Annotated in this window: 15 protein-coding genes; 12 read left to right on the forward strand and 3 right to left on the reverse strand. The window is 61.7% G+C overall.

Annotated features, from left to right (window positions below; all coding sequences use genetic code 11):
• Positions 1-7 precede the first annotated feature (7 nt).
• Positions 8-535 carry a phage tail protein gene (locus tag AC22G1_RS01190; protein WP_487315183.1) on the forward strand — a complete coding sequence of 176 codons (528 nt, stop codon included), beginning with the start codon at positions 8-10 and terminating at the stop codon, positions 533-535.
• A gap of 108 nt (positions 536-643) precedes the next feature.
• Entirely contained in the window at positions 644-7,879 is a 7,236-nt protein-coding gene (locus AC22G1_RS01195) for an Ig-like domain-containing protein (RefSeq protein WP_487315184.1), read from the forward strand.
• Between the two features lie 59 nt (positions 7,880-7,938).
• Here the strand turns inward: AC22G1_RS01195 and AC22G1_RS01200 are convergent, their stop codons facing one another.
• Both AC22G1_RS01200 and AC22G1_RS01205 read right to left on the reverse strand, forming a co-directional pair.
• Positions 7,939-9,669, reverse strand: a complete 1,731-nt coding sequence (locus AC22G1_RS01200) for a potassium/proton antiporter (protein ID WP_487315185.1) — start codon at positions 9,667-9,669, stop codon at positions 7,939-7,941.
• A gap of 85 nt (positions 9,670-9,754) precedes the next feature.
• Positions 9,755-10,483, reverse strand: coding sequence for a L,D-transpeptidase family protein (locus AC22G1_RS01205; RefSeq protein WP_487315186.1), 729 nt, complete (start codon positions 10,481-10,483; stop codon positions 9,755-9,757).
• 118 nt (positions 10,484-10,601) lie between these two features.
• Here AC22G1_RS01205 and AC22G1_RS01210 point away from each other — a divergent pair, with 118 nt between their 5' ends.
• From AC22G1_RS01210 to AC22G1_RS01255, 10 genes are all read left to right on the forward strand, one after another.
• Positions 10,602-11,975 (forward strand): Na+/H+ antiporter NhaC family protein, encoded by a 1,374-nt coding sequence (locus tag AC22G1_RS01210; protein WP_487315187.1) that lies wholly within the window; start codon positions 10,602-10,604, stop codon positions 11,973-11,975.
• 21 nt (positions 11,976-11,996) lie between these two features.
• Positions 11,997-12,467 carry a hypothetical protein gene (locus AC22G1_RS01215; protein WP_487315188.1) on the forward strand — a complete coding sequence of 157 codons (471 nt, stop codon included), beginning with the start codon at positions 11,997-11,999 and terminating at the stop codon, positions 12,465-12,467.
• A gap of 227 nt (positions 12,468-12,694) precedes the next feature.
• On the forward strand, positions 12,695-13,231 hold the full coding sequence (locus AC22G1_RS01220; protein ID WP_487315189.1) for a hypothetical protein: 537 nt from the start codon (positions 12,695-12,697) through the stop codon (positions 13,229-13,231).
• A gap of 164 nt (positions 13,232-13,395) precedes the next feature.
• Positions 13,396-14,331 carry a 3-hydroxyacyl-CoA dehydrogenase NAD-binding domain-containing protein gene (locus AC22G1_RS01225; RefSeq protein ID WP_487315190.1) on the forward strand — a complete coding sequence of 312 codons (936 nt, stop codon included), beginning with the start codon at positions 13,396-13,398 and terminating at the stop codon, positions 14,329-14,331.
• 99 nt (positions 14,332-14,430) lie between these two features.
• On the forward strand, positions 14,431-15,462 hold the full coding sequence (locus tag AC22G1_RS01230) for an SDR family oxidoreductase (protein ID WP_487315191.1): 1,032 nt from the start codon (positions 14,431-14,433) through the stop codon (positions 15,460-15,462).
• Complete coding sequence (locus AC22G1_RS01235) at positions 15,462-16,274, forward strand: helix-turn-helix transcriptional regulator (RefSeq protein WP_487315192.1); 813 nt, start codon at positions 15,462-15,464, stop codon at positions 16,272-16,274. Before AC22G1_RS01230 ends, AC22G1_RS01235 begins: the two co-directional genes overlap by 1 nt.
• Before the next feature lie 39 nt (positions 16,275-16,313).
• A complete protein-coding gene (locus AC22G1_RS01240; RefSeq protein WP_487315193.1) occupies positions 16,314-17,654 on the forward strand; it encodes an SH3 domain-containing protein in 1,341 nt (446 codons plus the stop codon).
• Between the two features lie 189 nt (positions 17,655-17,843).
• A complete protein-coding gene (locus AC22G1_RS01245; protein WP_487315194.1) occupies positions 17,844-19,367 on the forward strand; it encodes an alkaline phosphatase family protein in 1,524 nt (507 codons plus the stop codon).
• A 22-nt stretch (positions 19,368-19,389) separates the two neighbouring features.
• Positions 19,390-21,000, forward strand: coding sequence for an alkaline phosphatase family protein (locus AC22G1_RS01250; protein WP_487315195.1), 1,611 nt, complete (start codon positions 19,390-19,392; stop codon positions 20,998-21,000).
• A 60-nt stretch (positions 21,001-21,060) separates the two neighbouring features.
• Entirely contained in the window at positions 21,061-21,780 is a 720-nt protein-coding gene (locus tag AC22G1_RS01255) for a hypothetical protein (protein WP_487315196.1), read from the forward strand.
• A gap of 26 nt (positions 21,781-21,806) precedes the next feature.
• Here the strand turns inward: AC22G1_RS01255 and AC22G1_RS01260 are convergent, their stop codons facing one another.
• Positions 21,807-24,188, reverse strand: coding sequence for a TonB-dependent receptor plug domain-containing protein (locus tag AC22G1_RS01260; protein WP_487315197.1), 2,382 nt, complete (start codon positions 24,186-24,188; stop codon positions 21,807-21,809).
• Between the last annotated feature and the right edge of the window lie 8 nt (positions 24,189-24,196).

The raw sequence follows: 24,196 nt of genomic DNA on the forward strand, positions 1-24,196 counted from the left end.
CACACAAATGGATTCGTATGTCGGTGAGATCCGCATCTTCGCGGGTAACTTTGCCCCCAGAGCCTGGGCCCTGTGCAACGGCCAGTTGCTGCCCATTTCCCAGAATACGGCGCTCTTTTCCCTGCTTGGCACCACTTATGGCGGTGACGGGATCAGCACTTTTGCCCTGCCCAACCTCCAGTGCCAAGCACCCATGCACTGGGGGCAAGGCCCGGGCCTGACCTCAAGGGAGCTGGGAGAGCAGGTCGGCACAGGCACCGTTACCTTGCTTCAATCCGAGATGCCTGGCCATAACCACCTTGCCAATGCCGTCAATGCCACCGGCACAGAGACAGACCCTGAAGGCGCCTACTGGGCTCAGCTCGTTGCAGGCCGACTCCCCCTGTCACTTTATGGGGGCGGTGGCGACAAAACGGCCATGTCGCCCCTGGCCCTAGGGGCGAGTGGGGGCAGTCAGCCCCATAACAACAAGCAGCCCTACCTGGGCTTGAACTTCATCATCAGCCTTTATGGCATTTTTCCGCCGCGCTCCTGAGTGGGCCCGGAACAGGCTTGGTGAAGGCTGCCTCGTAAGAGGCGGCCTTTCGCCTTTGGTTTTGAACAGACACTGTGTCTTTTACTCTAATTAAATAAGGAAGTTGCCATGAGTCGAGCTTGGCTGTGGTTGGGATTGTTGGCCGCTTTTGCGGGAAGTGCCAAGGAGCTGGTGTTGGTAGATACCGCACTGGCGCCCCTGATCAAAGCCGAAGCCGGCACCGAGGTCAGGGCCATCAGTCGCCTTGACCAATTGCCAGGCGCTCTGGCCGGCGGCCAGTGGAGCAGGGTGAGTCTTATCAGCCACGGCCAGCCTGGCACCCTGCAACTGGGTAACACGCTTCTCGACCAAAGCTTTCTCAACCAGCACCCCGGATTTTTGGATGCCTGGCGAAAACAACTGACGCCAGGTGCCCAGGTGGAACTCTGGGGGTGTGATGTGGCTAAGGGAGAGGGGCATAACCTAGTAGATGTGCTGGCAAAGAGTGTCGGCCGGCCGGTGTTGGCCTCAACCGATGCCACAGGCCCGGCGGCGCTGGGGGGGAATCTCATTCTTGAATATGGCCAAGGCCGTGCAGCTAACAATGCTCTGCTGGCCCAGCTGCCCATCTTGCTGGCGGTGAGCAATGAAGACTTTGAAAGCATTAGCGGCAGCCCCGCTTACTTCCCCAACAACTCCAACATCGGTAACTCCTTTGTCTTCTACAGCAACAACAGTACTGGCCACGACCCTTTCTATGTGAACGGTCTCCAAAGCGTTAACGGTAACGCTCCTCGTGGTTCTTACTGGCTTTACTTTTATAGCACCAACATCGGCGACGTAACCGAGGTACACGTAAGTAGCCAGGACGGCTCTGAATTTAAGCTCGATTCCTTTTTTCTCGATACCAATGCCGGGAATGCCAGCGTTACCCTCCATGGCTATAGGAACGGTGTCGAGATTGGCAGCACCACGGCGTCTACCGGCACCGTCAATTTGAGCGGTAACAGTGCCTTTTCCAATATTGACTCACTGCATATTACTGGTGGCGACCTCGACGTTCTGATGGATGACATAACAGTCTCAGCCGCTGTTACATCTGGGCCAACCGTTACGGCTGGCAATATCAGTGTCAGTGGCCATAGCGGCACCGGCGGTGCATACAAAGTAGGGGATACTGTGTCCGCCACTTGGAACAACACCAGCGGCGGTGATAACAACAGTGGCGTGACTGGCGTTACCGTCGATTTCAGCCAGTTTGGCGGTGGCGCTGCCGTTACTGCCAGCAACAGCGGCGGGAACTGGACGGCCACTTACACCATTGTGTCGGGCGGCATTGACGCTCCCAACCGCAACGTCAGCGTCTCGGCAACCGACAGTGTCGGCACCACTACCGTTAGTGGCACCAATAACGTTACCGTCGACAACATCCCGCCCACCGTCACCGATGGCAATATCAGCATCGGCGGCGCCAGTGGCAACGGCTCGGCCTACATCATTGGCGATACCGTCAGCGCCACCTGGAACAACACCGCTGGCGGGGATAACAACAGCGACACCATTGGCAGCGTCTTTGTCGACTTCTCTGCATTCGGTGGTGGGAGCGCTGTTGTGGCCAGTAACAGCTCTGGTACCTGGACGGCCACCTACACCATTACCGCCGGCGCCATCGAAGCGAATAACCGCAATGTGGCGGTGACTGCCGTCGACAATGCTGGCAACAGCACCACTGCCGGTGATTCCACCAATGCCACCGTGGATAACGTGGCGCCGGCTGCCCCTTCAGCGCCGGCACTGAGCGCCGGCTCCGACAGCGGTACCCTGGGAGATGGCCGCACCAACGTCACTACCCCAACCCTGACGGGGACCAGCGAAGCCAATGCCGCTATTGCCATCCAAGACGGCGCTGCTCAGGTGGGTAGCGGCGTGGCAGATGGCAGCGGCAACTGGAGCATCACCACCAGTAACCTGAACAGTGGTAGTCACAACCTGACCGCCACCCAAAGTGACACGGCCGGCAACACCTCCAGCCCTTCGGCGGCCCTTAGCCTAACCATTGATACGGCGGCCCCCAGCGGCTACAGCCTGACGGTGGACCAAAGCGCCGTGAATATCGCCAACCAAAGCACCACGTCGGTCACCCTGGCCGGGGCCGAAGTCGGCGCGGCCTACCAACTGAGCATTTCCAGCAGTGGCGGCGGTACGCCGGTCACCGGTAGCGGCACCATCAGCGCCGCCAACCAGCAGTTGACCGGGCTGAATGTCAGCAGCTTGGTAGACGGCACCTTGAGCTACAGCCTGACCCTTACCGACACCGCCGGTAACAGCGGCATTGCGGCCACCTCCACGGTACTCAAAGACAGCGCGGCCCCTACAGGCTACAGCGCCAGCTTTGGCGCCAGCTTTGTCAATATCGCCAACCAAGCGGCCCAGTCTGTCACCATCAGCGGTGGCGAAAATGGCGCCGATTATCAGCTCACCATCAGCAATGGCGCCAACGATGTCAGCCGCAGCGGCACCCTCACCGGCACCAGCCTGACCCTGAACGGCTTGAACCTCAGCGCCCTTGCCGACGGCACCATAAGCCTTAGCCTGGTGCTGACCGACGCGGCTGGTAACGCCGGTGCGCCGGCCACGGGCAGTATTACCAAGGACACGGTGGCGCCGACCCTGCAAATCAGCACTCCGGCCGACAGCGCTACCGATGTGGCCCTGGGGGTCTCGCCCAGCCTGACCTTCAGCGAAGACATGGCACCCGGCACCAATGGCAGCAACCACATCACCCTGACCGCCTCCAACAGCACCGTGGTTTTTGACGGCGCCGCCAATGGCGCTGCGGTATCAATCAGTGGCGCGGCGGTCAGCTTTACCCCCAGCCAGGAACTGGTGCCGGCCCTGGTGCATACTCTGTCGGTCGGAGCCGATGCCCTGACCGACCTCGCCGGCAACCCTTATGGCGGCGGCAGCCTTAGCTTTACCGCCCAAGACACCACGCCGGTGGCCAATAACGACAGCTTTGCGCTCACCGAAGACACCCCGGCGCAGCTGGCGGTGCTGGCCAACGACGCGGCTGTCAGAGGGAGCTTTAACAACGCCAGCCTGGTGGTGGTCACCGCGCCCCAGCACGGCACCCTGGCCCTCAATACCGGCACCGGCATCTTCACTTATACCCCGGATGCCGATTACAACGGCGCGGACAGCTTTACCTACCAGGTACAGGACAGCTACGGCACCTTGAGCAACACCGCCACCGCCACCCTGACCTTGGCGGCGGTAAACGACCCGCCACGGGCCCAGGACGACAGCGCCAGCCTGCAATCGGGCGCTAACCTCAGCGTGGATGTGCTGGCCAATGACCAAGAGGTGGACAGCGGTGACAGCATCAATCCCGCCACCCTGGTGATTGTTGCCAAGCCCCAGCATGGCAGCGCCACTGTGCAGGGCGGGCAAATCCTCTATCAGGCCGACAACGACTTCAGCGGCGTGGTGACCTTGCGCTACCAAGTGGGTGATACCAGCCAGGGGGCCTTGTCCAACGAAGCCACCCTGACCCTCACCGTGTTGGCCAGCGGCGCGCCGGTTGCCAATGCCGACACCGCCACCTTGGATGAAGACACCAGTGTGGACATCGATGTCTTGGCCAATGACAGCGGCAATGGCCTGGACCCTGACACTCTAGCCGTGGTGCTGGCCCCCAGCCACGGCGCGGTTAGCCTGGTCTCGGGAATGCTGCGCTATGTGCCGGAGGCGGATTATTTTGGCAGCGACAGCTTCAGTTACCGGGTAGCGGATGCCTCGGGGCTGACCTCCAGCGCCGCCACCGTGACCCTCACCATCAACCCGGTCAACGACCCGCCGGTGGCCGTGGCCGACACCGCCGTGATGGTGACCACCGGCGCCATGGACATCAACGTGCTGGGTAACGACAGCGATGTGGATGACGCCATTGGCGACCTGACCATCCAGTTTACCGGCGCGCCAGCCAGTGGCAGCCTCAGCCTCAACGGCCGCCTGGTGCATTACCAGCCCTCGGGTTCGCCAGTCAGCGACAGCTTCCAGTACCGGTTGCGCGACCCCTCCGGCGCCGTCTCGGCATCGGTAACGGTCAACCTGGTAGCCAGCCTGCCCAACCAGCCGCCGCTGGCGGTGGACGACCAGGCCAGTACTCGCCAAAACGAAGCGGTGACCTTCAACCTGCTGAGTAACGACAGCGATGCTGACGGCAGCCTGGACGCGCCCAGCCTGGCCTTGGTGACGGCGCCCGCCAACGGGGTGGCCACACTGCAAGGTTCAGGGCAGGTGCTCTACACCCCGGCCGCCGGCTTCCATGGCGACGATAGCTTTAGTTACCAGGTCGCGGACGACCAAGGCCAGCTGTCCAACACAGCCTTGGTGCAGGTGCGGGTGCAACGTATCAACCAGTTGCCCCAAGCCCAAGACGACAGCCAATCCGTGGTGGCTGGGGTGGCCAGCAACATTGACGTGCTGGCCAATGACAGCGACAGCGACGGCTCGGTGGTCTCGGCCCAGCTGCAGCAAATGCCGGCCCATGGCAGCGCCGTGGTGCAGGGTGATGGCAGCGTCACCTACACCGCACTTGTCGACTACCAAGGCAGTGACAGCTTCACCTATGTGGCGGTAGATGACGAAGGCGGCCTGTCTACTCCCGCAACAGTCAACCTGACAGTGACCCCGGCCAATGCCGCGCCGCTTATCAGTGGCACACCGGCAACCTCGGTGCAGCAAGGGGCCAGCTACCGCTTTGCCCCCACCGCCAGCGATGCCGACGGTGACAGCCTCACCTTCAGCATCCAAAACAAACCGGCTTGGGCCAGCTTCGACGTGGCTACCGGGGTGCTTGCCGGTACTCCCGGTAACGCCGACGTGGGTACCAGCAGCAACATCGTGATCTCGGTCAGCGACGGCACCGCTGTCAGTAGCCTGCCGGCGTTCAGCATCACCGTTATCAACGTCAACGATGCTCCGACCGCCCAAGCAGACAGCTACGGTCTGCTTGAAGGCAGCCTGCTGACCATCGGCGCCTTTGAAGGGGTGCTGGCCAACGACAGCGACCCGGATGGCGACACCCTGAGCGCCCAGCTACTGAGCGGCCCGGCCCACGCCACCGCCTTTAACCTCAACAGTGACGGTAGTTTTAGCTACCAGCACGATGGCAGTGAAGGCGGCAGCGACAGCTTCAGTTACCAGGTCAGCGACGGCCAGGGCGGTGTGGCTTCAGCCATCGTCTCCCTGACCATTCACCCGGTGAACGATGCGCCGCGCTTTACCAGCATCGCCCCCACATCGGCGATAGCCGGCGCTACCTTCAGTTACCAGGTGGTGGTGGAAGACCCGGACAGCGCCGTTACCCTGACCCTGGTCACGGCGCCGGCCTGGCTGACCCTGGAAGACAATGTGCTGGCGGGCACAGTGCCGGCCGATGGCAGCGGCCAGGTTACGGTTGAACTGTTGGCCAGCGATGGGGCTAAGACTGCTACCCAGCGCTTTGTGCTGACCATTACCGAGCCGCAGCAAAGCCTGGTGGGCCTCACCGGTACTTGGCAGGGTTTACCTGCCAAGGTAGGCCGGCCCCTGGCGCTGGTGCTGTCGGCCCAGCATCAAGGCGGCCCGGCGCTAAGCGGCGCCACCCTTGAGGTGCAGCTAAGCGGCGCGGCCATGAGCAGCATCAGCGGCTGTACCTTAAGTGGCGCGGTGCAGCGCTGCCCGCTGGCGCTGGCCAGTGGCGCCCAGCAGCAGTGGACCCTGCCGGTCAGCAGCCAAAACCAGGGCGACCAAACGGTCATGGCCCGGGTGCTGGATGCAGACGGCAACCCGCTCAGTGAGCTGACTACCGACGTTACCCTGGCGGCCGATGCCCTTTCCCAAGGTGACAGGGCGGCGGTGATCGCCAAGGCCACCGCCCTGGCCCTTATCCACGACCAGGGCCAGCAGCTGCTGGTGGCCGGTACCAGCGAAGGCGATGACATCACCTTCTACAGCTTCAGTGGCCAAACCCTGGTGGCCGAGGCCAGCCTTGCCAACCTGGGCCACACCCGGGCCCTGGCGGTGCTGGACTGGAACCAGGACGGCCTTGAGGATCTGGTGGTCATCAATAGCAGCGGCGACGCCTCGGCCATTTACCTCAACCAGGGGGATCTGCACTTTAGCGCCCTGCAAACCCTGCCTTATGGCCGCAAGGTCAAGGTGGCGGATGTGGATGGCGACACCTATCCGGATCTGCTGGTGGGAGGCCAGGGGCTTTACCTGTTCCGTGGCAACGATGGCGGCGCCATGGCCGGGCTTGAAGTGGCCAACGTGCCCTTCATCGTCAAGGAATTTGCGCTCTGGCCAGACGGCCGGGTGTTGGTGACCGACGGCAGCCAGCTGTCGCTGATGGCCCTTGATACCGTGGCCGACCAGACCGGTGGCAGCGTGGCCAGCGTGCCGATGATGGCGGCCTTGGCCGACGACCCGGCTACCGGCCAGATCCGCACCTTGCGGGTGGCTGACCTCGACGGTAACGGCGAGGCTGAAGCGGTGGCCAGCTATGGCCTGGATGCCAACGGCGAGGGCGGCGGTGTGGCGGTACTGAGTGATGCTGGCGACGGCACCATGGATACTCTCACCCATGTTGGCGATGCCGCGGTTAACGATCTGTTGGTAGCGGACTTTGATGGCGATGGCGACCTGGACCTGCTGGCTCAGCATGACAACGGCAGTTGGCAGCTGATGACCAACCTCGGTTCTGCCTCGAGCTTTATCGCCAACAACCAGACCCTGTTCCACCCGGACAGCCTGGGCCTGGTGGGGGATTTCAATGGCGACGGCATGGCCGATATCCTCCTGACCGACATCGGCGACGGCTCCTGGACCATCTACGACGGCCTTGCCAGCTTGTTGCTGGGCCCCAGCGCCGATTTGGCGTTGACCAGCGAGCTCACCGCCACCAGCACCGAGTATCAGACCCGCTACCAGCTGAAGGTGCAAAACAACGGCCCGGCCAGTGTTGACCAAGCGGTGCTGACGGTGCAGGTGCCGGCCAGTGTCACCGTGGCCCAATGGCCAGCGGGCTGTGTACAAAGCCAGGTGGGGTGGCAATGTAGCCTCGGTACCCTTGCCAGCGGCGCCGAGGTGCAGCTGACCTTGCTGGCGCAAGGCAATGCAAGTCTTGCCAAAGCGCAGCTTGGCGCCAGGGTGGACGGCACCGCCGGCGACCCAGACTTTAGCAACAACAGCACCAGCGACACCCTGGGCCAACCCTGGGGGCTGCGCTATGGGGTGAAAGGCCACGGCGGCGCCCTGGCCTGGCCCTGGCTACTGTTGCTGGCCCTGGCCTGGTATCGCCGCCGGCCAACAGCGGCCTGAGTGCGAGGGAAATAAAAAAGGAGGCTGACGCCTCCTTTTTTGTTGCTGTTGCTAAGGCCTTATTCGGCCTCTTCTTCTGCCACCGAGAGTTTGACCCCCACCTTGGCAATGCCGCTGTCAGACACCGACACCACAGTCCACACCAGGTTGTTCCAGTGCAGCTGGTCCCCCTCCACCACCTTGGCGCCAAGGGCATGGGTGATGAACTCGGCCAGGGTTTGCTGCTGCTGGGTGTCGTCCAGGGCCAGGCCGTAAAGCGGAGCGATATCGGCCAGGGGCGCCGCGCCATCCAGCACGAAGTCGCCAAAGAAGGTGTTGTCCAGGCCCCGTTTTGGGGGCTCGCTAAACAGGGTGCCCAGCTCGCTAAGATGCCCTTCTTTACCGATAACACAGAGAATGTCGCCGGCCTCCATGCAGGTAGAGCCCTTGGGGTGCAGCAGCTGCTTGTGCCGGAACAAGGCGGCGATACGGGTGCCCTCTGGCATATGCAGGTGGCGAAGCTCGGAGCCGATAAACCACTTTTCCGGCCCCAGCCGGTAAACAAAGAGCTCCCACTGGCTGGTGGGGTAAATTTCCAAACCGGCGCGGGAGATGGGCGAAGGTTTGGCCGGCACTTCCACCTTGGCCAGGCGGGTAGCCAGGGGCAAGGTACTGCCTTGCAGCAGCAAGGATACCAGCACCACGAAGAACGCCAGGTTGAAGAAGATTTGCGCGTGCTCAAGCCCTGCCATCATCGGGAATACCGCCAGGATGATGGGTACCGCTCCGCGCAGCCCCACCCAGGAGATAAACCAGCGCTCCCTGGCCTTGAAGTTCTTGAAAAACCCCAGGCTCGCCCACACCGCTACCGGCCGGGCAAAGAGGATCATCCAAAGCGCCAGGGCCAGGGCGGGCAGGGCGATGGGCAGCAGATCGCTGGGGGTCAGCAGCAACCCCAGCACCAGGAACATGCCAATTTGCGCCAGCCAGGCCAAGGCGTCCAGCACGCTCAGAATGGTGCTGTTGCTGCGAAGCGGCTTGTTGCCCATAAAAAGCCCGGCCAGATAAATGGCCAGAATGCCGCTGCCCCCCAAGGCGTTGGTGATGGCAAACAGCAGCAGGCCGCCGCTCACCACTAGGATGGGGTAGAGCCCGGCGGCGAGGTTGGCGCGGTTTACCAGTTGCCAAAGCCCCCAGCCACCGGCAAGGCCCAGGCCAATACCCAGGCCGAACTGCTGCACCAGGCTCAGCAGCAGCATGGGGCCGGGCTGGGTGCTGTGGCTGATGATGGCAATGAGGGTCACGGTGAGAAACACCGCCATGGGGTCGTTGGAGCCCGACTCAATCTCCAGGGTGGCCCCCACCCGCTGGTTGAGGCTGCGCCCGCCCAGCAGGGAGAACACCGCTGCCGCGTCGGTGGAGCCGACAATGGCCCCCACCAGCAGCCCTTCCATCCAGTTGAAATCAAAAAGGTAAGCGGCCGCCAGCCCGGTCAGGGCGGTGGTGATGGCGACCCCAATGGTGGCCAGGGACAGCGCCGGCCACAGCGCCACCCTGAAGGTGGCGGCCCGGGTTTGCAGGCCGCCGTCCAACAGGATAATGGCCAGCGCCAGGTTGCTGACCAGATAGGCCACCGGGTAGTTGTCGAAATGGATGCCGCCGGGGCCGTCTTCGCCGGCCAGAATGCCCACCGCCAGGAAAATCACCAGAATGGGAATGCCCAGCCGCGACGACAAGGAGCTGACCAGCACGCTGGCACCCACCAGCACGGCACCGATGATGTAAAGGCTGTTGATGGTAATGGCGTCCAATGGGGGTCCTTCTGGGCGGGTGCAAAGCCATACTTTACCCTAGCCGATAACAATGCGGCCAGGTAACAGGCTGTTACTACAGGCTTTATTGGGGCAGGCGCGGCAGCCCCAGTTTGGGCGCCAGCCGCCAGTACACCGGCTTTGGCATCACCACCAGCAGCGGCGAGGCTTTCGGGTCCAGCCAGCCCAGCAGTTGGTGCAGGGCGGGCTCGGCCATGGCAGTGCAACCGGCGGTGGTCTCCCCTGGGCCTTTCCAGACATGCAGGAAGATGCAGCTGCCTGCATTTTTGATGTTGGCCGGGTTGTGCAGCACCACCAGCGCTTCTTGATAGCGCCTGTCACCGGGGGTTTTGAGGTCGAGGCGCAGCGGCTCGCTCGAACCGGCTACCGCCGCCTGGCCCACCTGGTTGCTGTCTACCAGTTGGTTGTAATAGGGAGAGGTGGGCACGTCCATGCAATAACTGCTGGCGCTGGTGGCAAGATAGGGCAGGGCCGTGGCCAGGGTAGGGGCGTAGCCAAAAGCGTTACCCAGGGCGAAAATACCGGCCGGGGTCTTGCCGTCGCCCTCGGCCTTTTGCGGGTTAAGGGGCTGTTGGGGGTAGATGCCAAGGCCCCAGGCCAGGCCGCTTCTACCCAGGCTGACCGGGGTGGCCACCGGGCCGGCGCGCCAGTGGCCGTCTTGCTGCTCAAGGGTTTGCAATTGGCCTTGGGGGGCTTGCCAGTTGCCTGTGGTGACCACGATCAGCTGCCGCGCCTGCAGATCGGCGGCCATCACCTTAAGGGGGAGCAGCAGTAACAACAGGATGCGATACATGGTGGTTGGCGCCTCTTTATCCAGTCAGCATCTCATTCTTTAACAGGGCGTTTCAGTTTGGTAGCGGTTTTTGCTATCAAAGAGCGGCATCCCAAAAATAAGCAAAAGTGAGCCCATAGTGCATTGGTATTCCCTGTTACCGCCCCTGGTGGCCATCGCCTTCGTGTTTTGGAAAAAAGACGTGATAGGCGCCCTGGTGCTGGCCATTGTCAGCTCCGAAGCCTTGCAACTGGTGGCCAAGGGCACCCCGAGTCTCGCCCAGACCGGCGTCAACAGCGTCGACAGGGTGGTGGCGGTGTTCAGCTCGGCCGGTAACGTGCAGCTCATTATGTTCAGCGTGTTGATTGGCGCCTTCCTGGCGCTTATCCGCGAGTCTGGCGGTGTGGCGGCCACGGTGGCCTGGCTGGTGGGTAAGGGCCTGGCCAGTACCGCCCGGCGCTCGCGGCTCATTACCATGCTGGCCGGGGTGGCGGTGTTTGTTGAATCCAACCTCAGCGTGCTCACCGCCGGTATCCTCTCCCGTGGCCTCTTCGACAAATTCAAGATGAGCCGGGCCCAACTGGCCTACTTGGTGGATTCCACCTCGGCGCCGGTTTGTATCCTGATTTTGCTGAACGGCTGGGGCGCCTATGTGCTGGGGCTGCTGGCCGATTATGACCTGCCCGGCGGCGCGGTGTCGGTGCTGTGGGGCACTGTGCCCCTTAACTTCTACGCCCTGGTGACTTTGGCTATCGCCTTTTACGTGGCCTGGACCGGCAAGGTGTTTGGCCCCATGAAGGAGAGCGAAAAGCGCCTCGAGCAGGGGATGGCCGGCCTTAGCTCGGTGCCGGCCACCAAGGTGCGCTACATGGCGCTGCCCCTTATCACCCTGGTTGGCGGTATGGCCGGCTTTATGCTTTGGAGCGGCCATGGCGATCTCACCCAAGGCAACGGCTCGCTGTCCATGCTCTATGCCACTCTTTGCGGCATTTTGGTGGCCTACCTGCTGCTGATTTTTGACCCGGCCTTTACCCACAAGCGTTTGATTGACCTTTGCTTTACCGGCATGGGCGAGCTGTTGCAGCTGGTGAGTATTGTGCTGCTTTCCATTGCCCTGGGTGCCAGCCTCAAGGTGCTGGGCACCGGGGTTTATATCGCCGGTTTGGTGGGAGAGTTTTTGCCGCTGGTGCTGGTGGCGCCGGTGTTGTTTCTGGCCGGGGCGGCCATGTCCTTTACCACCGGTACCAGCTGGGGCACCTTTGCCATCCTTATCCCACTTGGCATGCCGCTGGTGCAAAGCCTGGGGCTGCCCCCCGAGCTGGTGCTGGCGGCCATCCTTGGTGGCGGCATTTTTGGCGACCACTGCTCGCCCATCTCCGACACCACGGCGGTGTCGTCCATCGCCTCGGGCTGCGATCTGCTTGAGCACGTACGCACCCAGATGCCCTACGCCCTGGTGGCAGGGGGAGTGAGCCTGGTGCTCTACTTCCTGGCATCCTTGGCGATGGTGTAACCCCAACAAGGAAGTCATGTCATGGTCGACCCCCAGGTTTATGCGCCGGATTATCAGCACCTATCCGACCAAGCGCTCTTCGTACAGTGGGAGCGGCGGGCAAGCCTTGGCCACCCCAATCAGGTCAAGGCCCTGGCGAGAGAATTGGACAAGCGCAACATTCCCTACACCGGCTTTTTTGCCGGGCGCCGGTATCTGCGCTCCTCGCTAAAACGGGTGCTGTGGACCCTCGGCGGCGGCGCGGCCATCGCGGCTTTGGTGATGCGCGGCGTCAGCCTAGCCACTAGCCTGCACCTGGCTGGCTTTTTGGCGCTGATGGCGCTCCTGGTGTTGCTGCTGCTTGGGTTGGTGCATATCAGCGGCAAGGTACCTTCCTACCACGGCCTGCTTGCCAGCAATGCCAGCGCCCCGATATTCAGCGCCTTGGTGCAGCTGCTGCTGGGCGGTCTTTTTTGGCTGCTCACGTTCAGCGCCGTGGCGGCGGCTATCTAGGGCGGGGCTTTGCCGGGCGGGATTGATAGGGCTGCAGGCCCTAAGGTAGAACTCCTTTACAGTGATTTGGCGCTGGCGGTACCATTCTTTGTTAAAGGCATTTTAAAAATTAATCGTTATTTATTGCCTTTCATTAATGTTAATTCGACAAAGGATGTTACTTGATGATGTTTCGTATTCTGGCGCTGATAAGTGTGCTTTTTTTTGTTGGCTGCGCCTCCAACCCCATGCAACTGGCTACCAACCAGCAAATCTCCAAAACCACCGCAGATAAAGCTCAAGTGGTGTTTATGCGGGATGCCTTTCTGGGCCAGGCCATTGGTGCTTCGCTTTATGATGTTACCGACGGCCAACTGATTTTTATTGGTATTTTGGATAACGGCACCAAAGTGGCTTACCAGACCACACCCGGCAAGCACACTTTCATGGTGGTTTCTGAAGCGGCCGATTTTTTGGAAGCCGATCTTAACTCAGGCCGTAACTATTACAGCCTGACCACTCCTCGAATGGGGATGTGGAAAGCGCGTTTTTCGTTGTGGCCAATTAAGAAAGATCCAGCTGCCGAATACCGCATCGACAGCAAAGACTTCAAAGAATGGCTGGAAGACACCAAGCTCTACACCCTATCTGACAAGGCTAAGGCTTGGTTTGAAAAGAACAAGGCTGACATCAAATCCAAGTACAACGAGTACTGGCCGGTATGGCAGCAAAAATCAGCTGCCGATGTCGCTAAGCGAACCTTGTCCCCGGCGGACGGAGTTTAAAAAAGCGCGCCTCTGGCGCGTTTTTTTATGCCCTGATGATTTCCCTGCCTAGGTAATTGGTGTTAGTGGGCTTGTGGTGGCTCGGTGATGGTGAAAATATCGGCTGAGCGAATGGGCCTTGTGCCCGCCCTGGCACCTGAGTCGTGCCGATGTAGGAGGTGATCATGGATTTTAAGGAAAACGGCCTGGTGGCCGTGATTGGCGCCGGTGTCATTGGCTTGTCCTGGGCGGCGCTGTTTGCTGCCCGTGGCCACAGGGTGCGGCTCTTTGACCCCCGCGCCGATCTCTACAGCCATATGGCCCGGTATCTGCCGGTGTTTATTCCCCAGGTGCCGGGTATCCACGAAGACCCGGGCATCATCATGGACCGCATCAGCGCCACCGGCGACCTAAAAGCGGCGGTAGAACATGCCGACTTTATCCAGGAGTCCGGCCCCGAGCAGGTGAGTTTCAAGCAGCACCTTTGGCAGCAGATTGAAGAGGCGGCTCCCATCGACGCGCTGTTGCTGTCGTCCTCTTCCGGCATCGTTGCCAGTGAGCAAGGCGCGCTGATGAAGGCGCCAGAGCGGCTTATTATCGGCCACCCCTTCAACCCGCCCCATATCCTGCCGCTGGTGGAAGTGTGCAGCGACGACCGCACCCCGTCCCTCTATCTGGACCGGGTGATGGGCTTTTATAAAAAGCTCGGCAAGGTACCGGTAAAGCTCAACAAGGAAGTGCCGGGCTTCGTGGCCAACCGCTTGCAAATGGCCCTGGCCAGCGAGGCCATCCGGCTGGTGGACACAGGAGTGGTGAGCGTGCACGACCTCGATGCCATTGTCACCAATTCCCTCGGCATTCGCTGGGCCTCCATCGGGCCGCTCAAAGCGCTGCACCTGGCCGGCAGCCAGGGTGGTTTGTCAGGCTTTTTACAGCACATCGGGGTTGGCCTTGCCGACCACATCGGCCAGAAGGCCATGTTTACCAAGGAGCTGGTCAGCCGCATTGGCGATCAGGCTGAAGCCGCCTATCCCTTTGACGAATTTGACGAATACCGCCGCTGGCGTGACCGGCGCCAAGCGGTGATCATCGAGGATCACGAGCGCCACCCGGAACGCTGAACCTGACCTTTTGAGCAAAGTCATTCTGAGCCGCTGGCCAAACCGGCCTTGCGGCAACGGGCCTTAAGATGCTGGCATCAACAGTATCTTGGAGGCGTTATGACACAGCAGGTTTTGGTAACGGGTGGTAGCGGTTTTGTGGCGGTGCATGCCATCAGCCAGTTGTTGGCCCAGGGTTACCGGGTGCGCACCACGGTGCGGGACCTGGCCAAACGGCCCCAGGTGCTGGCGGCCCTGGCCCATGGCGGTATCACCAGCACCGAGGCGCTGAGCTTTATCGAGGCGGATCTGCTGGCCGACCACAACTGGCACGAAGCGGCCGCCGGTTGCGATTACGTGCTGCATATCGCCTCGCCCATCTTCCTGCGCTTGCCCAAGCACGAGGACGAAATGATAAAACCGGCGGTGCAGGGCACCCTGCGGGTGCTTAAAGCCGCCCGGGACGCCGGCGTCAAACGGGTGGTGATGACCTCCAATTTCGGCGCTGTAGGATACAGCCACAAGGACAGAACCCGGCTTATCGACGAGCACGACTGGACTGACATCAACGAGCCTGGGCTGTCGGCTTACAACAAATCCAAGGTGCGGGCCGAGCGGGCCGCCTGGGATTTTATGGCCAAAGAGGGCGGCGCCCTGGAGCTGGCGGTGGTCAACCCCATGGGCATCTTCGGGCCCACTTTAAGCCCAGTGCTCTCCAGCGGCCTTGAGCTGCTACGCAACATCTTGAGCGGCAAGATGAAAAAGCTGCCCAACCTGACACTCGGGATAGTGGACGTGCGGGACGTGGCCGATCTGCACATTCGTGCCATGGTGGCGCCGGACGCCGCCGGGCAGCGTTTTTTGGCCCTGGCTGGTGGCACCCTGAGCCTGGCCCAGATAGCGGCGCTGCTGCGCCAGCATTTCCCCGAGGCGGCCGCCAAGGCGCCAACCCAAACCCTGCCCGACTGGCAAGTCCGGCTGGCGGCGCTGTTTAGCGACAAGGCCAAGGCCATCAAGCCGCTGCTGGGGGTGTATCGCCAGGCCTCCAACGAAAAGGCCCGCCAGATGCTGGGCTGGGCGCCGCGCAGCAACCAAGAGGCCATACTGGCATCGGTAGAGAGCATGTTGACCTTCAAGTCGTTGGAGCCTTGATGAAGCTCAGTCAAATACGTTCCTGTTACCTGGGGCCGGATATTTCCCCGGAGCAGTTCGTGCCAGAGCACTTCTTTTTGTTCCTGATAAAAGGGCGGATAGAAGGGTTTGACGGCGCCCGCCACTACCGGCTGGCGCCGGGCCAGGGCTGCCTGGTGCGCCGCAATCGGCTGATCCGCTACAACAAGGCGCCCAAGGACGGGCAGTTCGAGAAAATCGTCATGGTGCTCGACAGCGCCTTTCTCGGCCGCTTTTTAGAGCGCCATCCCCAGGTGCTGCCCGCCGCCGCGCCACCGGCCGGGGCCTTTGTGCGGCTGCAACGAGGGCCGCTGCTGGAGAATTTTCTCAGCTCGCTGTCGGCCTATTACCGCCAGGGCGGGCAACTGCACCCAGGCTTTGCCGACCTCAAACGCGAAGAGTTGCTGCTGGTGCTGTTGGAGCAGCAACCCGAGCTGGGGGCGGTGCTGTTTGACTTCAGCCCGCCCGGCAAGCTCGATATCCGCACTTTTATGCAAAGCCACTACCGCTTTAACGTCAGCCTCGAGCGCTTTGCCTTGATGACAGGCCGCAGCCTGTCGGCCTTCAAACGGGATTTTCGCAAGGAATTTGGCGAGGCCCCCGGCAGCTGGCTGACCAAAAAGCGCCTCGATGAAGCGCATTTTCTAATCGCCAGGGAAGGGCGGCGCCCGTCGGATGTCTACCTGGAGCTGGGCTTTGAGGACTTGTCCCATTTCTCCACCGCCTTTAAGCGCCAGTTCGGCGTGCCGCCAAGCCAACTGCTGGCCAAGGCCGGGCTGCCCAATAGCCGCTGATGTGCGACCATGGGGGCAAAGAGCTTTCAAGGACTCCCCATGCGACTGGCGCTACTGTTGTGGTTGGTAAGTTTTGGCCTGCTGGCGGCCCCCTGGCAAAGCGATGTGCCCGAGGTTAAAGAAGCGCAGCTAGCGCCCTGGTATTGGGTAAATCGCCTCAAGGCCCCCAACCAGCCGCTAATGACCCCCAAAGAGATAATCGCCTTTAACGCCCGGCAATTTAAAACCCTGCCCGAGATGGTGGCACTGGATACCCTGCCGGCTTTGCTGGCGGCGGACCAAGTAAAAAGCCAAATCACCGCGCTTGCCAAGGAGCCGCCCCGTTTTTATGCCAACGGCCGCGCCCTTAGCCCGGCCGACTGGGCTCGCTATCGCACCAACCTCAACCTTGGCGCCATTAAGGGGCCGCAAAAGCTGGCCTTTGCCCTGGTGGTGCGGCGCACCGTACTGCGCACCTATCCCACCTTCGAGCGGGTCTTTAACAAGGGGCTCAACCTCGACCTTGACCGCTTTCAAGAAAGCGGGCTCTTCCCCGGTGACGCCCTGGCGCTGCTGGCCAAAAGCCGCGACGGCCACTGGTACTTTGCCCAGTCTCAAAATTACCGGGCCTGGGTGCCGGCCGCCGATCTGGCCATTGGCTCGCGCCAGGCGGTGCTGGCTTATGGCAAGGCAGCGCCTTTTTTGGTGACCACCGGTAGCCAGGTGGAGACCGTCTTTAATCCAGAGGAGCCGAGGGTGTCGAAGCTGCGCCTCGACATGGGCCTCAGGCTGCCGCTGATGCCGAGCCGCCACAGCCTCTATGGCCAAAACCCCTATGCCGGTTTTGTGGTGCGGTTGCCGGTCAGAAACGGCGACGGCAGCCTGGATTTCAAGGCAGCTCTTATCCCCCGCAGCCAGGATGTACACCAGGGCTACCTGCCCCTGACCCAGGCCAATCTGGTGCGCCAGAGCTTTAAGTTCCTGGGGGAGCGCTACGGCTGGGGCCATGACTACCAGGGCCGGGATTGCACCGGTTTTGTGGGGGAGGTGTATCGCAGCTTCGGGCTGGTGATGCCGCGCAACTCCGGCGAGCAGGGCCATGGCCGCTATGGCCACGACCACCTCTTCGGCAAGGGCCAGGTAGCGGCCAAGCTCAAGGTGCTGGCAACGGCGCCGGTGGGCAGCCTGATTTACCTGCCCGGCCATGTGGCCATGCTGCTGGGCAGGGTGGACGGCAAGCCCTGGGTTATTCACGACGTGGCGGGCCTTGCCTACCTTAAGGGCGGCCAGTTTTACCGGGGCACCCTTAACGGCGTGTCGGTTACGCCCCTTGAGCCGTTGCTGCTTGGCCCCAACACCAGCTACCTAGACGCCACCTACAACATCAAGACCCTGCCTTAAGCTGTCACTGGATTGTCAAAAAGCCCGGCGCGCCCTGGTGGCCGGGCTTTGTGTTCTTACATGTTTAAATCCTGATAAATCATTTAACGATACGGAAACGTTTTCGTCACGTTACTCGCGCACAATCCGCCGCACATCGGCCCCTTCACGCCGATGACCCAACCAGGAAAGCTAAACGCGAGGATTGGCATGAAAAAGATTCCACAAGTGATGTCCGCGCTGGGCGCTGCCGTCGCCACCGCCCTGGTGGCCATGGCTGCCGATGCGGCGGTGCTGCCCACCACCCAAACCGACAGCAGCTGGTACCAGGACGGCGCTGCTGCCGTGGCCGCCAAAGTGGCCCAGGCCCGCAACACCGGCACCGCCAAGAACATCATTTTCTTTGTTGGCGATGGCATGGGGGTTTCTACCCTGACCGCCGCCCGCATCTACCAGGGCCAGCAGGCAGGCAACAGCGGCGAAGAAAACCGCCTGAGCTTTGAGACCTTCCCTTACAGCGCCCTGTCCAAAACCTATTCGGTAAACCAGCAGACCCCGGACTCCGCCCCGACCATGACCGCCATGGTGACAGGCGTCAAAACCGAAGATGGCATGCTGTCGGTATCTGCCGACTCCATCCGCGGCAACTGCTTGTCCAGCCAGGGTAACGAGCTGAAAACCGCCCTGGAGCTGGCCGAAGATCTGGGTAAATCCACCGGGATTGTCAGCACCGCCCGCATCACCCACGCCACCCCGGCCGCCACTTACGCTCACACCCCCGAGCGTGACTGGGAAGCCGACAGCAACCTGACCGCCGAAGCGGTCGCCAACGGCTGCCACGATATCGCCTATCAACTGGTGATGGACGCACCGGGCGACGGCCTGGAAGTGGCACTGGGTGGCGGGCGCAGCTACTTCCTGCCCAATACCGTCACCGACGGCGAAGGCGCCAAGGGCCGCCGCAAAGACGGTAACGACCTCACCACCGCCTGGACCAGCACCTATGCCAACGCGGCCTACGTGTGGAACCAAGCACAGTTCGATGCCATCGATGTGACCAAAACTGACCATCTGCTGGGCCTCTTTGAAGCCTCCCACATGCAGTACGAAGCGGACCGAGCCGACGATACCGCCGGTGAGCCCTCTCTGGCCGAGATGACCACCAAAGCCATCGACATGCTGGCCAAGAACGACAAAGGCTACTTCCTGATGGTGGAAGGGGGTCGTATCGACCACGCCCACCACGCCGGTAACGCCGCCCGCGCCCTGGCCGACACCGTGGCGCTGTCTGACGCGGTGCAGGCTGCCCTGGGTAAGGTGAACCTCGAAGACACCCTGATCATCGTCTCTGCCGACCACAGCCATACCTTCACCATCGCCGGTTACCCGGCCCGTGGTAACCCCATCCTTGGCCTGGTACACGAGCCCAACGACGAAGCCATCGCCGTTAACGCTGCCACCGCCGCCGACGGCCTGCCTTACACCACCCTGGGCTATGCCAATGGCCCCGGCGCCAAGCAAGGCGCCCGTAGCGACTTGTCCGGTATCGACACCACCGACGTGGACTTCCTGCAACAGGCCCAGGTGCCCATGGGCAGCGAGACCCACGCCGCCGAAGACGTGGCCATCTACGCCACCGGCCCCGGTGCTTACCTGTTCCAGGGCAATGTGGAACAGAACGTTATTTTCCACGTCATGAACCAGGCCGGTGCCCTGGGCGGCAGCAAGTACTGATAAAGGGATGATTACCATGGAAATGAAAAAACTCGCTCTGGTGATGGCCACCATCGCCGCCCTGGGCCTGGCCGGCTGCAATGACGGTGACGACGGCGTTGCCGGTACCCCCGGCGCCGACGGCGCCAATGGCAACAACGGCACCGACGGCCGCGACTTTACCGCCGTCAACCAGTGGTACCTGGCTGGCCAATCCACCGTGGCCAAAGCCGCTGAGTCCAGCATCAGCGACCCGGCCGGCAAAGCCAAGAACGTGATTTTGTTTGTCGGTGATGGCATGGGGGTTTCCACCCTCACCGCCGCCCGTATTTTTGAAGGCCAGCAGCAGGGTAAAAGCGGCGAAGAAAACCGCCTGAGCTTCGAGACCTTCCCCTACTCGGGCCTGGTAAAAACCTATTCGTCCAACCAGCAGACCCCAGACTCCGCGCCCACCATGAGCGCCATCGTCACCGGTGCCAAAACCAAGGACGGCATGTTGTCCATCACCGACGATGCGGTGCGTGGCGATTGCGCCTCCGGCCAGGGACATGAAATGGTCAGCGCCCTGGCGCTGGCGGAAATGGCCGGCATGAGCACCGGCGTGGTGTCCACCGCCCGTCTCACTCACGCCACCCCGGCCGCCACCTACGCCCATAGCGTGGAGCGTAACTGGGAAGCCGACAGCAACATGCCTGCCGCCGCCATCACCGCCGGCTGCACCGACATCGCCTCCCAGCTCATCGACTTCCCCTACGGGGACGGTATCGAAGTAGCTCTGGGTGGCGGCCGCACCTACTTCATGCCCAATACCGAGAACGACCCGGAATACGGCAGCGCTGGCCGCCGCAACGATGGCCGCGATCTCACCAGCGAGTGGACCACCAAACACGCTGGCAGCAGCTATGTGTGGAACCTCGACCAGTTCATGAACGTGGACTTGGCCACCACCAAGCACCTGCTGGGCCTGTTTGAAAACTCCCACATGCAGTACGAAGCGGACCGCAGCGACGACAGCGCCGGCGAGCCGTCCCTGGCGCAGATGACCAGCCGCGCCCTGGATATGCTCAAACAGAACGACAAAGGCTACTTCCTGATGGTGGAAGGGGGTCGTATCGACCACGCCCACCACGCCGGTAACGCCGCCCGCGCCCTGGAAGACACCGTTGCTTTGTCCGAGGCGGTGCGTGTGGCCATGGAAAAGGCCGGCCCCGACACCCTTATCCTGGTGACGGCCGACCACAGCCACGTGTTCACCATCGCCGGCTACCCGGTGCGGGGTAACCCCATCCTCGGCCTAGTACGCAGCGTCGATGAAAACGGCGAAGCGGCCAAAACCCTGAGCACGGATGCCAACGGCATGCCCTATACCACCTTGGGTTATGCCAATGGCCCCGGCTTTGGCTTTGGCAGCAGCCCGGTGAACATGGACAGCGCCCGCCCAGACCTGAACCTCTACGACGTCACCGATGTGGATTACCGCCAAGAGGCCACCGTGCCACTGGGCAGCGAAACCCACGCCGGTGAAGACGTCGCGGTATACGCCATGGGCCCCGGTGCCCAGCTGGTAACCGGTTCGGTCGAGCAGAACATGCTGTTCCACGTGATGAACTACGCCGCTGACCTTGAAGCGCGCGCCGAAGCCAATCAGCCCTAAGCCGGGCCTGTGAAGGGCCGGGCATTGCCCGGCCTTCTTTTGGCGAAAAGGAGTAACCCGATGTTTTATAAAGCCTTGATGTTATTGGCTCTGGGGAGCCTCAGCGCCCATGGCGCCAGCGTGTGCCCGGCCACCGCGCCAGAAGGTGCCTGGGGCCTTGAGTACCAGGTCAGCGCCAACCAGAGCGGCGCCGAGCCTCGCCAGGTGCAGCTATTGCGCCGTGGCGCCCAGACCGCGCTTTACAGCCCTGAGCACCAGATGGCCGAGTGGTGGCACTTTGAAGACCCCAAGCGCCCTGGTTTTAGCCGGGTGTTTGACCAGCAGCAGCGCCGTATCGACTACTACATGGGCGATTTGCGCGCCCTTGGCGTACATGCACAGCAAGAAGAGGTAGAAAGCTTTGCCGCCCGCCACCTGCTTGGCCAACTCACCAAGCAAGGCAGCAGCCCTTGCGAGCATGCCGATCGCTACCAAGGCGAGATAAGCGGCGTTAGTTACGAGCTGCTGTGGAGCCCGGTATTGGCTGCGCCCTTGGCCATCGTTACCCGCAAAGGCGAGGTGGAGCGGCGCTGGCAGGCGGACAAACTGCTGGACAAAGACGCGGTCAACGCCCGCTTTGCCACCTGGCAGCGTTATCGCGAGACCGACTTTGCCGACATCGGCGACATGGAAAACGACCCCTTCCTGGCCAAGATGATCAATCAGGGCTTTATCGAACACCGCGAACACGCCGTGTATAACGACCAGGGCCAACCCCTGGCCACCGGCCACAGCCATTAAAAAAGGCGCCGTAAGGCGCCTTTTTCTCAGTACCTGTAGTCGGCCTGCAGGTAGTAATAACCGCCGTTCATGCCAAAGGGCGTGTTGCCCACCGGGTATTTGAATACCCCGTTGTAGGTTTGGTCTGCCACGGTGCGCTCCGGGTAGGTATCAAACAGGTTCTGGGCTCCCAGGGTGAAGGCCAGTTGGCTGTTGTAGTGATACTTCACTGCCAGATCGGTCACCCACTTGGCGTCGTACTTCACCGTTTCGTTGGTGTAGCCCACCGAGTAGGTGCCGAAGTAGCTAAGCCGCAAGGTGGTATCAAAATCGCCCAGGGAGTGGGTGAGGTTGAGGCTGCCTTTGCTGCGCGGGTTGGATTTGGTCATCCGTACCTGCTCGACATTGTTGAACAGCTCGTCTTCCAGGCCGCCAAGGATACTGGGCAGGTGCACGCTGTCGATGTCGGTTTTGTTGTAACCGAAGGACGCGCTGCCTTTGAGGCTGCCGTAACTGCCCAGATCCCAGTTTTGGGACGCCACCAGATCAACCCCTTTGGTGGTGGTGTCTACGGCGTTGATAAAGAAGCGGGCCGAATCGGCGCCGGCGCTGCTGATAAGGCTGCGCACCGAGTCGGGCAGGGCGGCGTCGTCGCTCTCCAAAGACGAAGACAGCACGATGCGGTTATCCACCTTGATTTGGTAGGCGTCCAGGGTCACCGACAGGCCGCTGTCGCCGGTGTAAACCAGGCCCAGGCTGTAAGACTTGGATTTTTCCGGTTTGAGCTCACTGATGCCAAGGGCGCTGGCCACCTCGGACTGGCTGTTGAAGGTACCGGATTCTTGCGGCTCGAGCTGGCCGGTATCGGGGTTGGTCACGAACAGGGTCGAGACGTTGGTAAAGTACAGCTGCTGCACGCTTGGCGCCCGAAAACCGGTGTTGGTGGCACCACGCACCGCCCAGTGGTCGCTCAGCTGGTAGCGGCCAGCCAGCTTCCAACTGGTGTTGGAGCCAAAGTCGGAATAATCCTCACGGCGCACCGCGCTGGACCAGTAAAAGGCGTCGGTCAGCTGGTTTTCCAATTCCAGGTAAAAACCCAGGTTATGGCGGTCCTGCTTGACGGTGGATTCTTGGTTGAAGCCCACAAAGCCCTGGCTGCCCGAGCCGTAGTAAGAGTTGGGCTCGCCTGCCTCAATCTGGTACTGGTTTTTACGCCAAGCCGCGCCCACCGCCACCAGCAGATCGGAGCCGTTAACGAAGGGCACGAACCGGGAGGCATCAAGGTTGGCGTTGATTTCACTGGTGGACAGGGCGCCGGCATAGAAGTGGGACTGGGAGTCGTCACCCAAGTCCACGTTCAGGCTGTTGTCCACGTAGTATTTGAAGCGGTTTTTGCCGTAGCCAAGAGAGCTGTCGATGTCCCAATCGGCGACGGTGAACTTGTAGCCACCGTAGAGGGACTGGTCGCGGATCTTCGGCGCCAGCTGCGGCAGGAAACCGTTGGGGTAGATGTTGATGTTGTTGCGGCTATCGAGAGCGCGGCGGTAGAAGGCGCCGGAGATGTTCTCGCGCTCTGAGATGCCGCCAAAGGCGTAAAGCTTGCCGTTGTCGCCCACCGGCTTGGCGGCGTTAACAAACAGCGCCGTGTTTTTATATTCCCCCTGGCCGATTTGAAAGCTCTTGCGGTCAAAGGTCTGTTCCCGTGGGTCGGGGGAGCCGTCGGCCAGCAGCGGGTATTGCTGGCGGCTGTCAGGGCCGGCCCTGTTGGTGCGGTTTTTATGTTCGGCCTGCAAAGAGAGGTTAACGAAGCCGTCGCCCAGCAGCGTCAAACCCTGGTTCCAGCCCAGCTCCCAGGATTGGCCGTCACCGGCGTAGGTTTGGCCGCCTTTGGCCTCCAGGCTGCCGCCCTCGGCGCTGTCTTTGAGCACGATGTTGATCACCCCGGCAATGGCGTCTGAGCCATATTGGGCAGCGGCGCCGTCGCGCAGGATCTCGATGCGCTTGATGGCGGTCATGGGAATGGCATTGAGGTCGACGTTGGACGAGCCCTTGCTGGCGGTGCCGTTAAGGTGCACCAGGGCCGAACCATGGCGGCGCTTGCCATTGACCAGCACCAGGGTATGGTCAGGGCTCATGCCGCGCAGGTTGGCTGGGCGCACGGCGTCAGAGCCGTCGGTCACGGAAGACTGCGGGAAGTTAAAACTGGGGGCCAGAAATTGCAGGGCCTTGGCGGTCTCGGTCATGCCGGTGGCTGCCAGATCCTGGCCGGTAATGATGTCCACCGGCGAGGCACTGTCGGTGGCGGTACGCAGGGCCAGGCGAGAGCCGACCACTTCGATTTTCTCGGTTTGGTCGTTGTCAGCGTCGGCAAAAGCGGGGAAAGTGAGAGAGCTGGCCAGGGCCAGGGTAAGCAGCGAATAGCGATACATCTGAAACT

The sequence above is a fragment of the Gallaecimonas zhanjiangensis genome (assembly GCF_057624825.1).

Bases quoted from the DNA above. Each gene is read 5' to 3' on its own strand.
- AC22G1_RS01225 (WP_487315190.1), top strand. From the start codon at position 13,396: ATGGATTTTAAGGAAAACGGCCTGGTGGCCGTGATTGGCGCCGGTGTC.
- AC22G1_RS01250 (WP_487315195.1), top strand. From the start codon at position 19,390: ATGAAAAAACTCGCTCTGGTGATGGCCACCATCGCCGCCCTGGGCCTG.
- AC22G1_RS01220 (WP_487315189.1), top strand. From the start codon at position 12,695: ATGCAACTGGCTACCAACCAGCAAATCTCCAAAACCACCGCAGATAAA.
- AC22G1_RS01240 (WP_487315193.1), top strand. From the start codon at position 16,314: ATGCGACTGGCGCTACTGTTGTGGTTGGTAAGTTTTGGCCTGCTGGCG.
- AC22G1_RS01260 (WP_487315197.1), bottom strand. From the start codon at position 24,188: ATGTATCGCTATTCGCTGCTTACCCTGGCCCTGGCCAGCTCTCTCACT.
- AC22G1_RS01205 (WP_487315186.1), bottom strand. From the start codon at position 10,483: ATGTATCGCATCCTGTTGTTACTGCTGCTCCCCCTTAAGGTGATGGCC.
- AC22G1_RS01215 (WP_487315188.1), top strand. From the start codon at position 11,997: ATGGTCGACCCCCAGGTTTATGCGCCGGATTATCAGCACCTATCCGAC.
- AC22G1_RS01255 (WP_487315196.1), top strand. From the start codon at position 21,061: ATGTTTTATAAAGCCTTGATGTTATTGGCTCTGGGGAGCCTCAGCGCC.
- AC22G1_RS01235 (WP_487315192.1), top strand. From the start codon at position 15,462: ATGAAGCTCAGTCAAATACGTTCCTGTTACCTGGGGCCGGATATTTCC.
- AC22G1_RS01190 (WP_487315183.1), top strand. From the start codon at position 8: ATGGATTCGTATGTCGGTGAGATCCGCATCTTCGCGGGTAACTTTGCC.
- AC22G1_RS01230 (WP_487315191.1), top strand. From the start codon at position 14,431: ATGACACAGCAGGTTTTGGTAACGGGTGGTAGCGGTTTTGTGGCGGTG.
- AC22G1_RS01195 (WP_487315184.1), top strand. From the start codon at position 644: ATGAGTCGAGCTTGGCTGTGGTTGGGATTGTTGGCCGCTTTTGCGGGA.
- AC22G1_RS01245 (WP_487315194.1), top strand. From the start codon at position 17,844: ATGAAAAAGATTCCACAAGTGATGTCCGCGCTGGGCGCTGCCGTCGCC.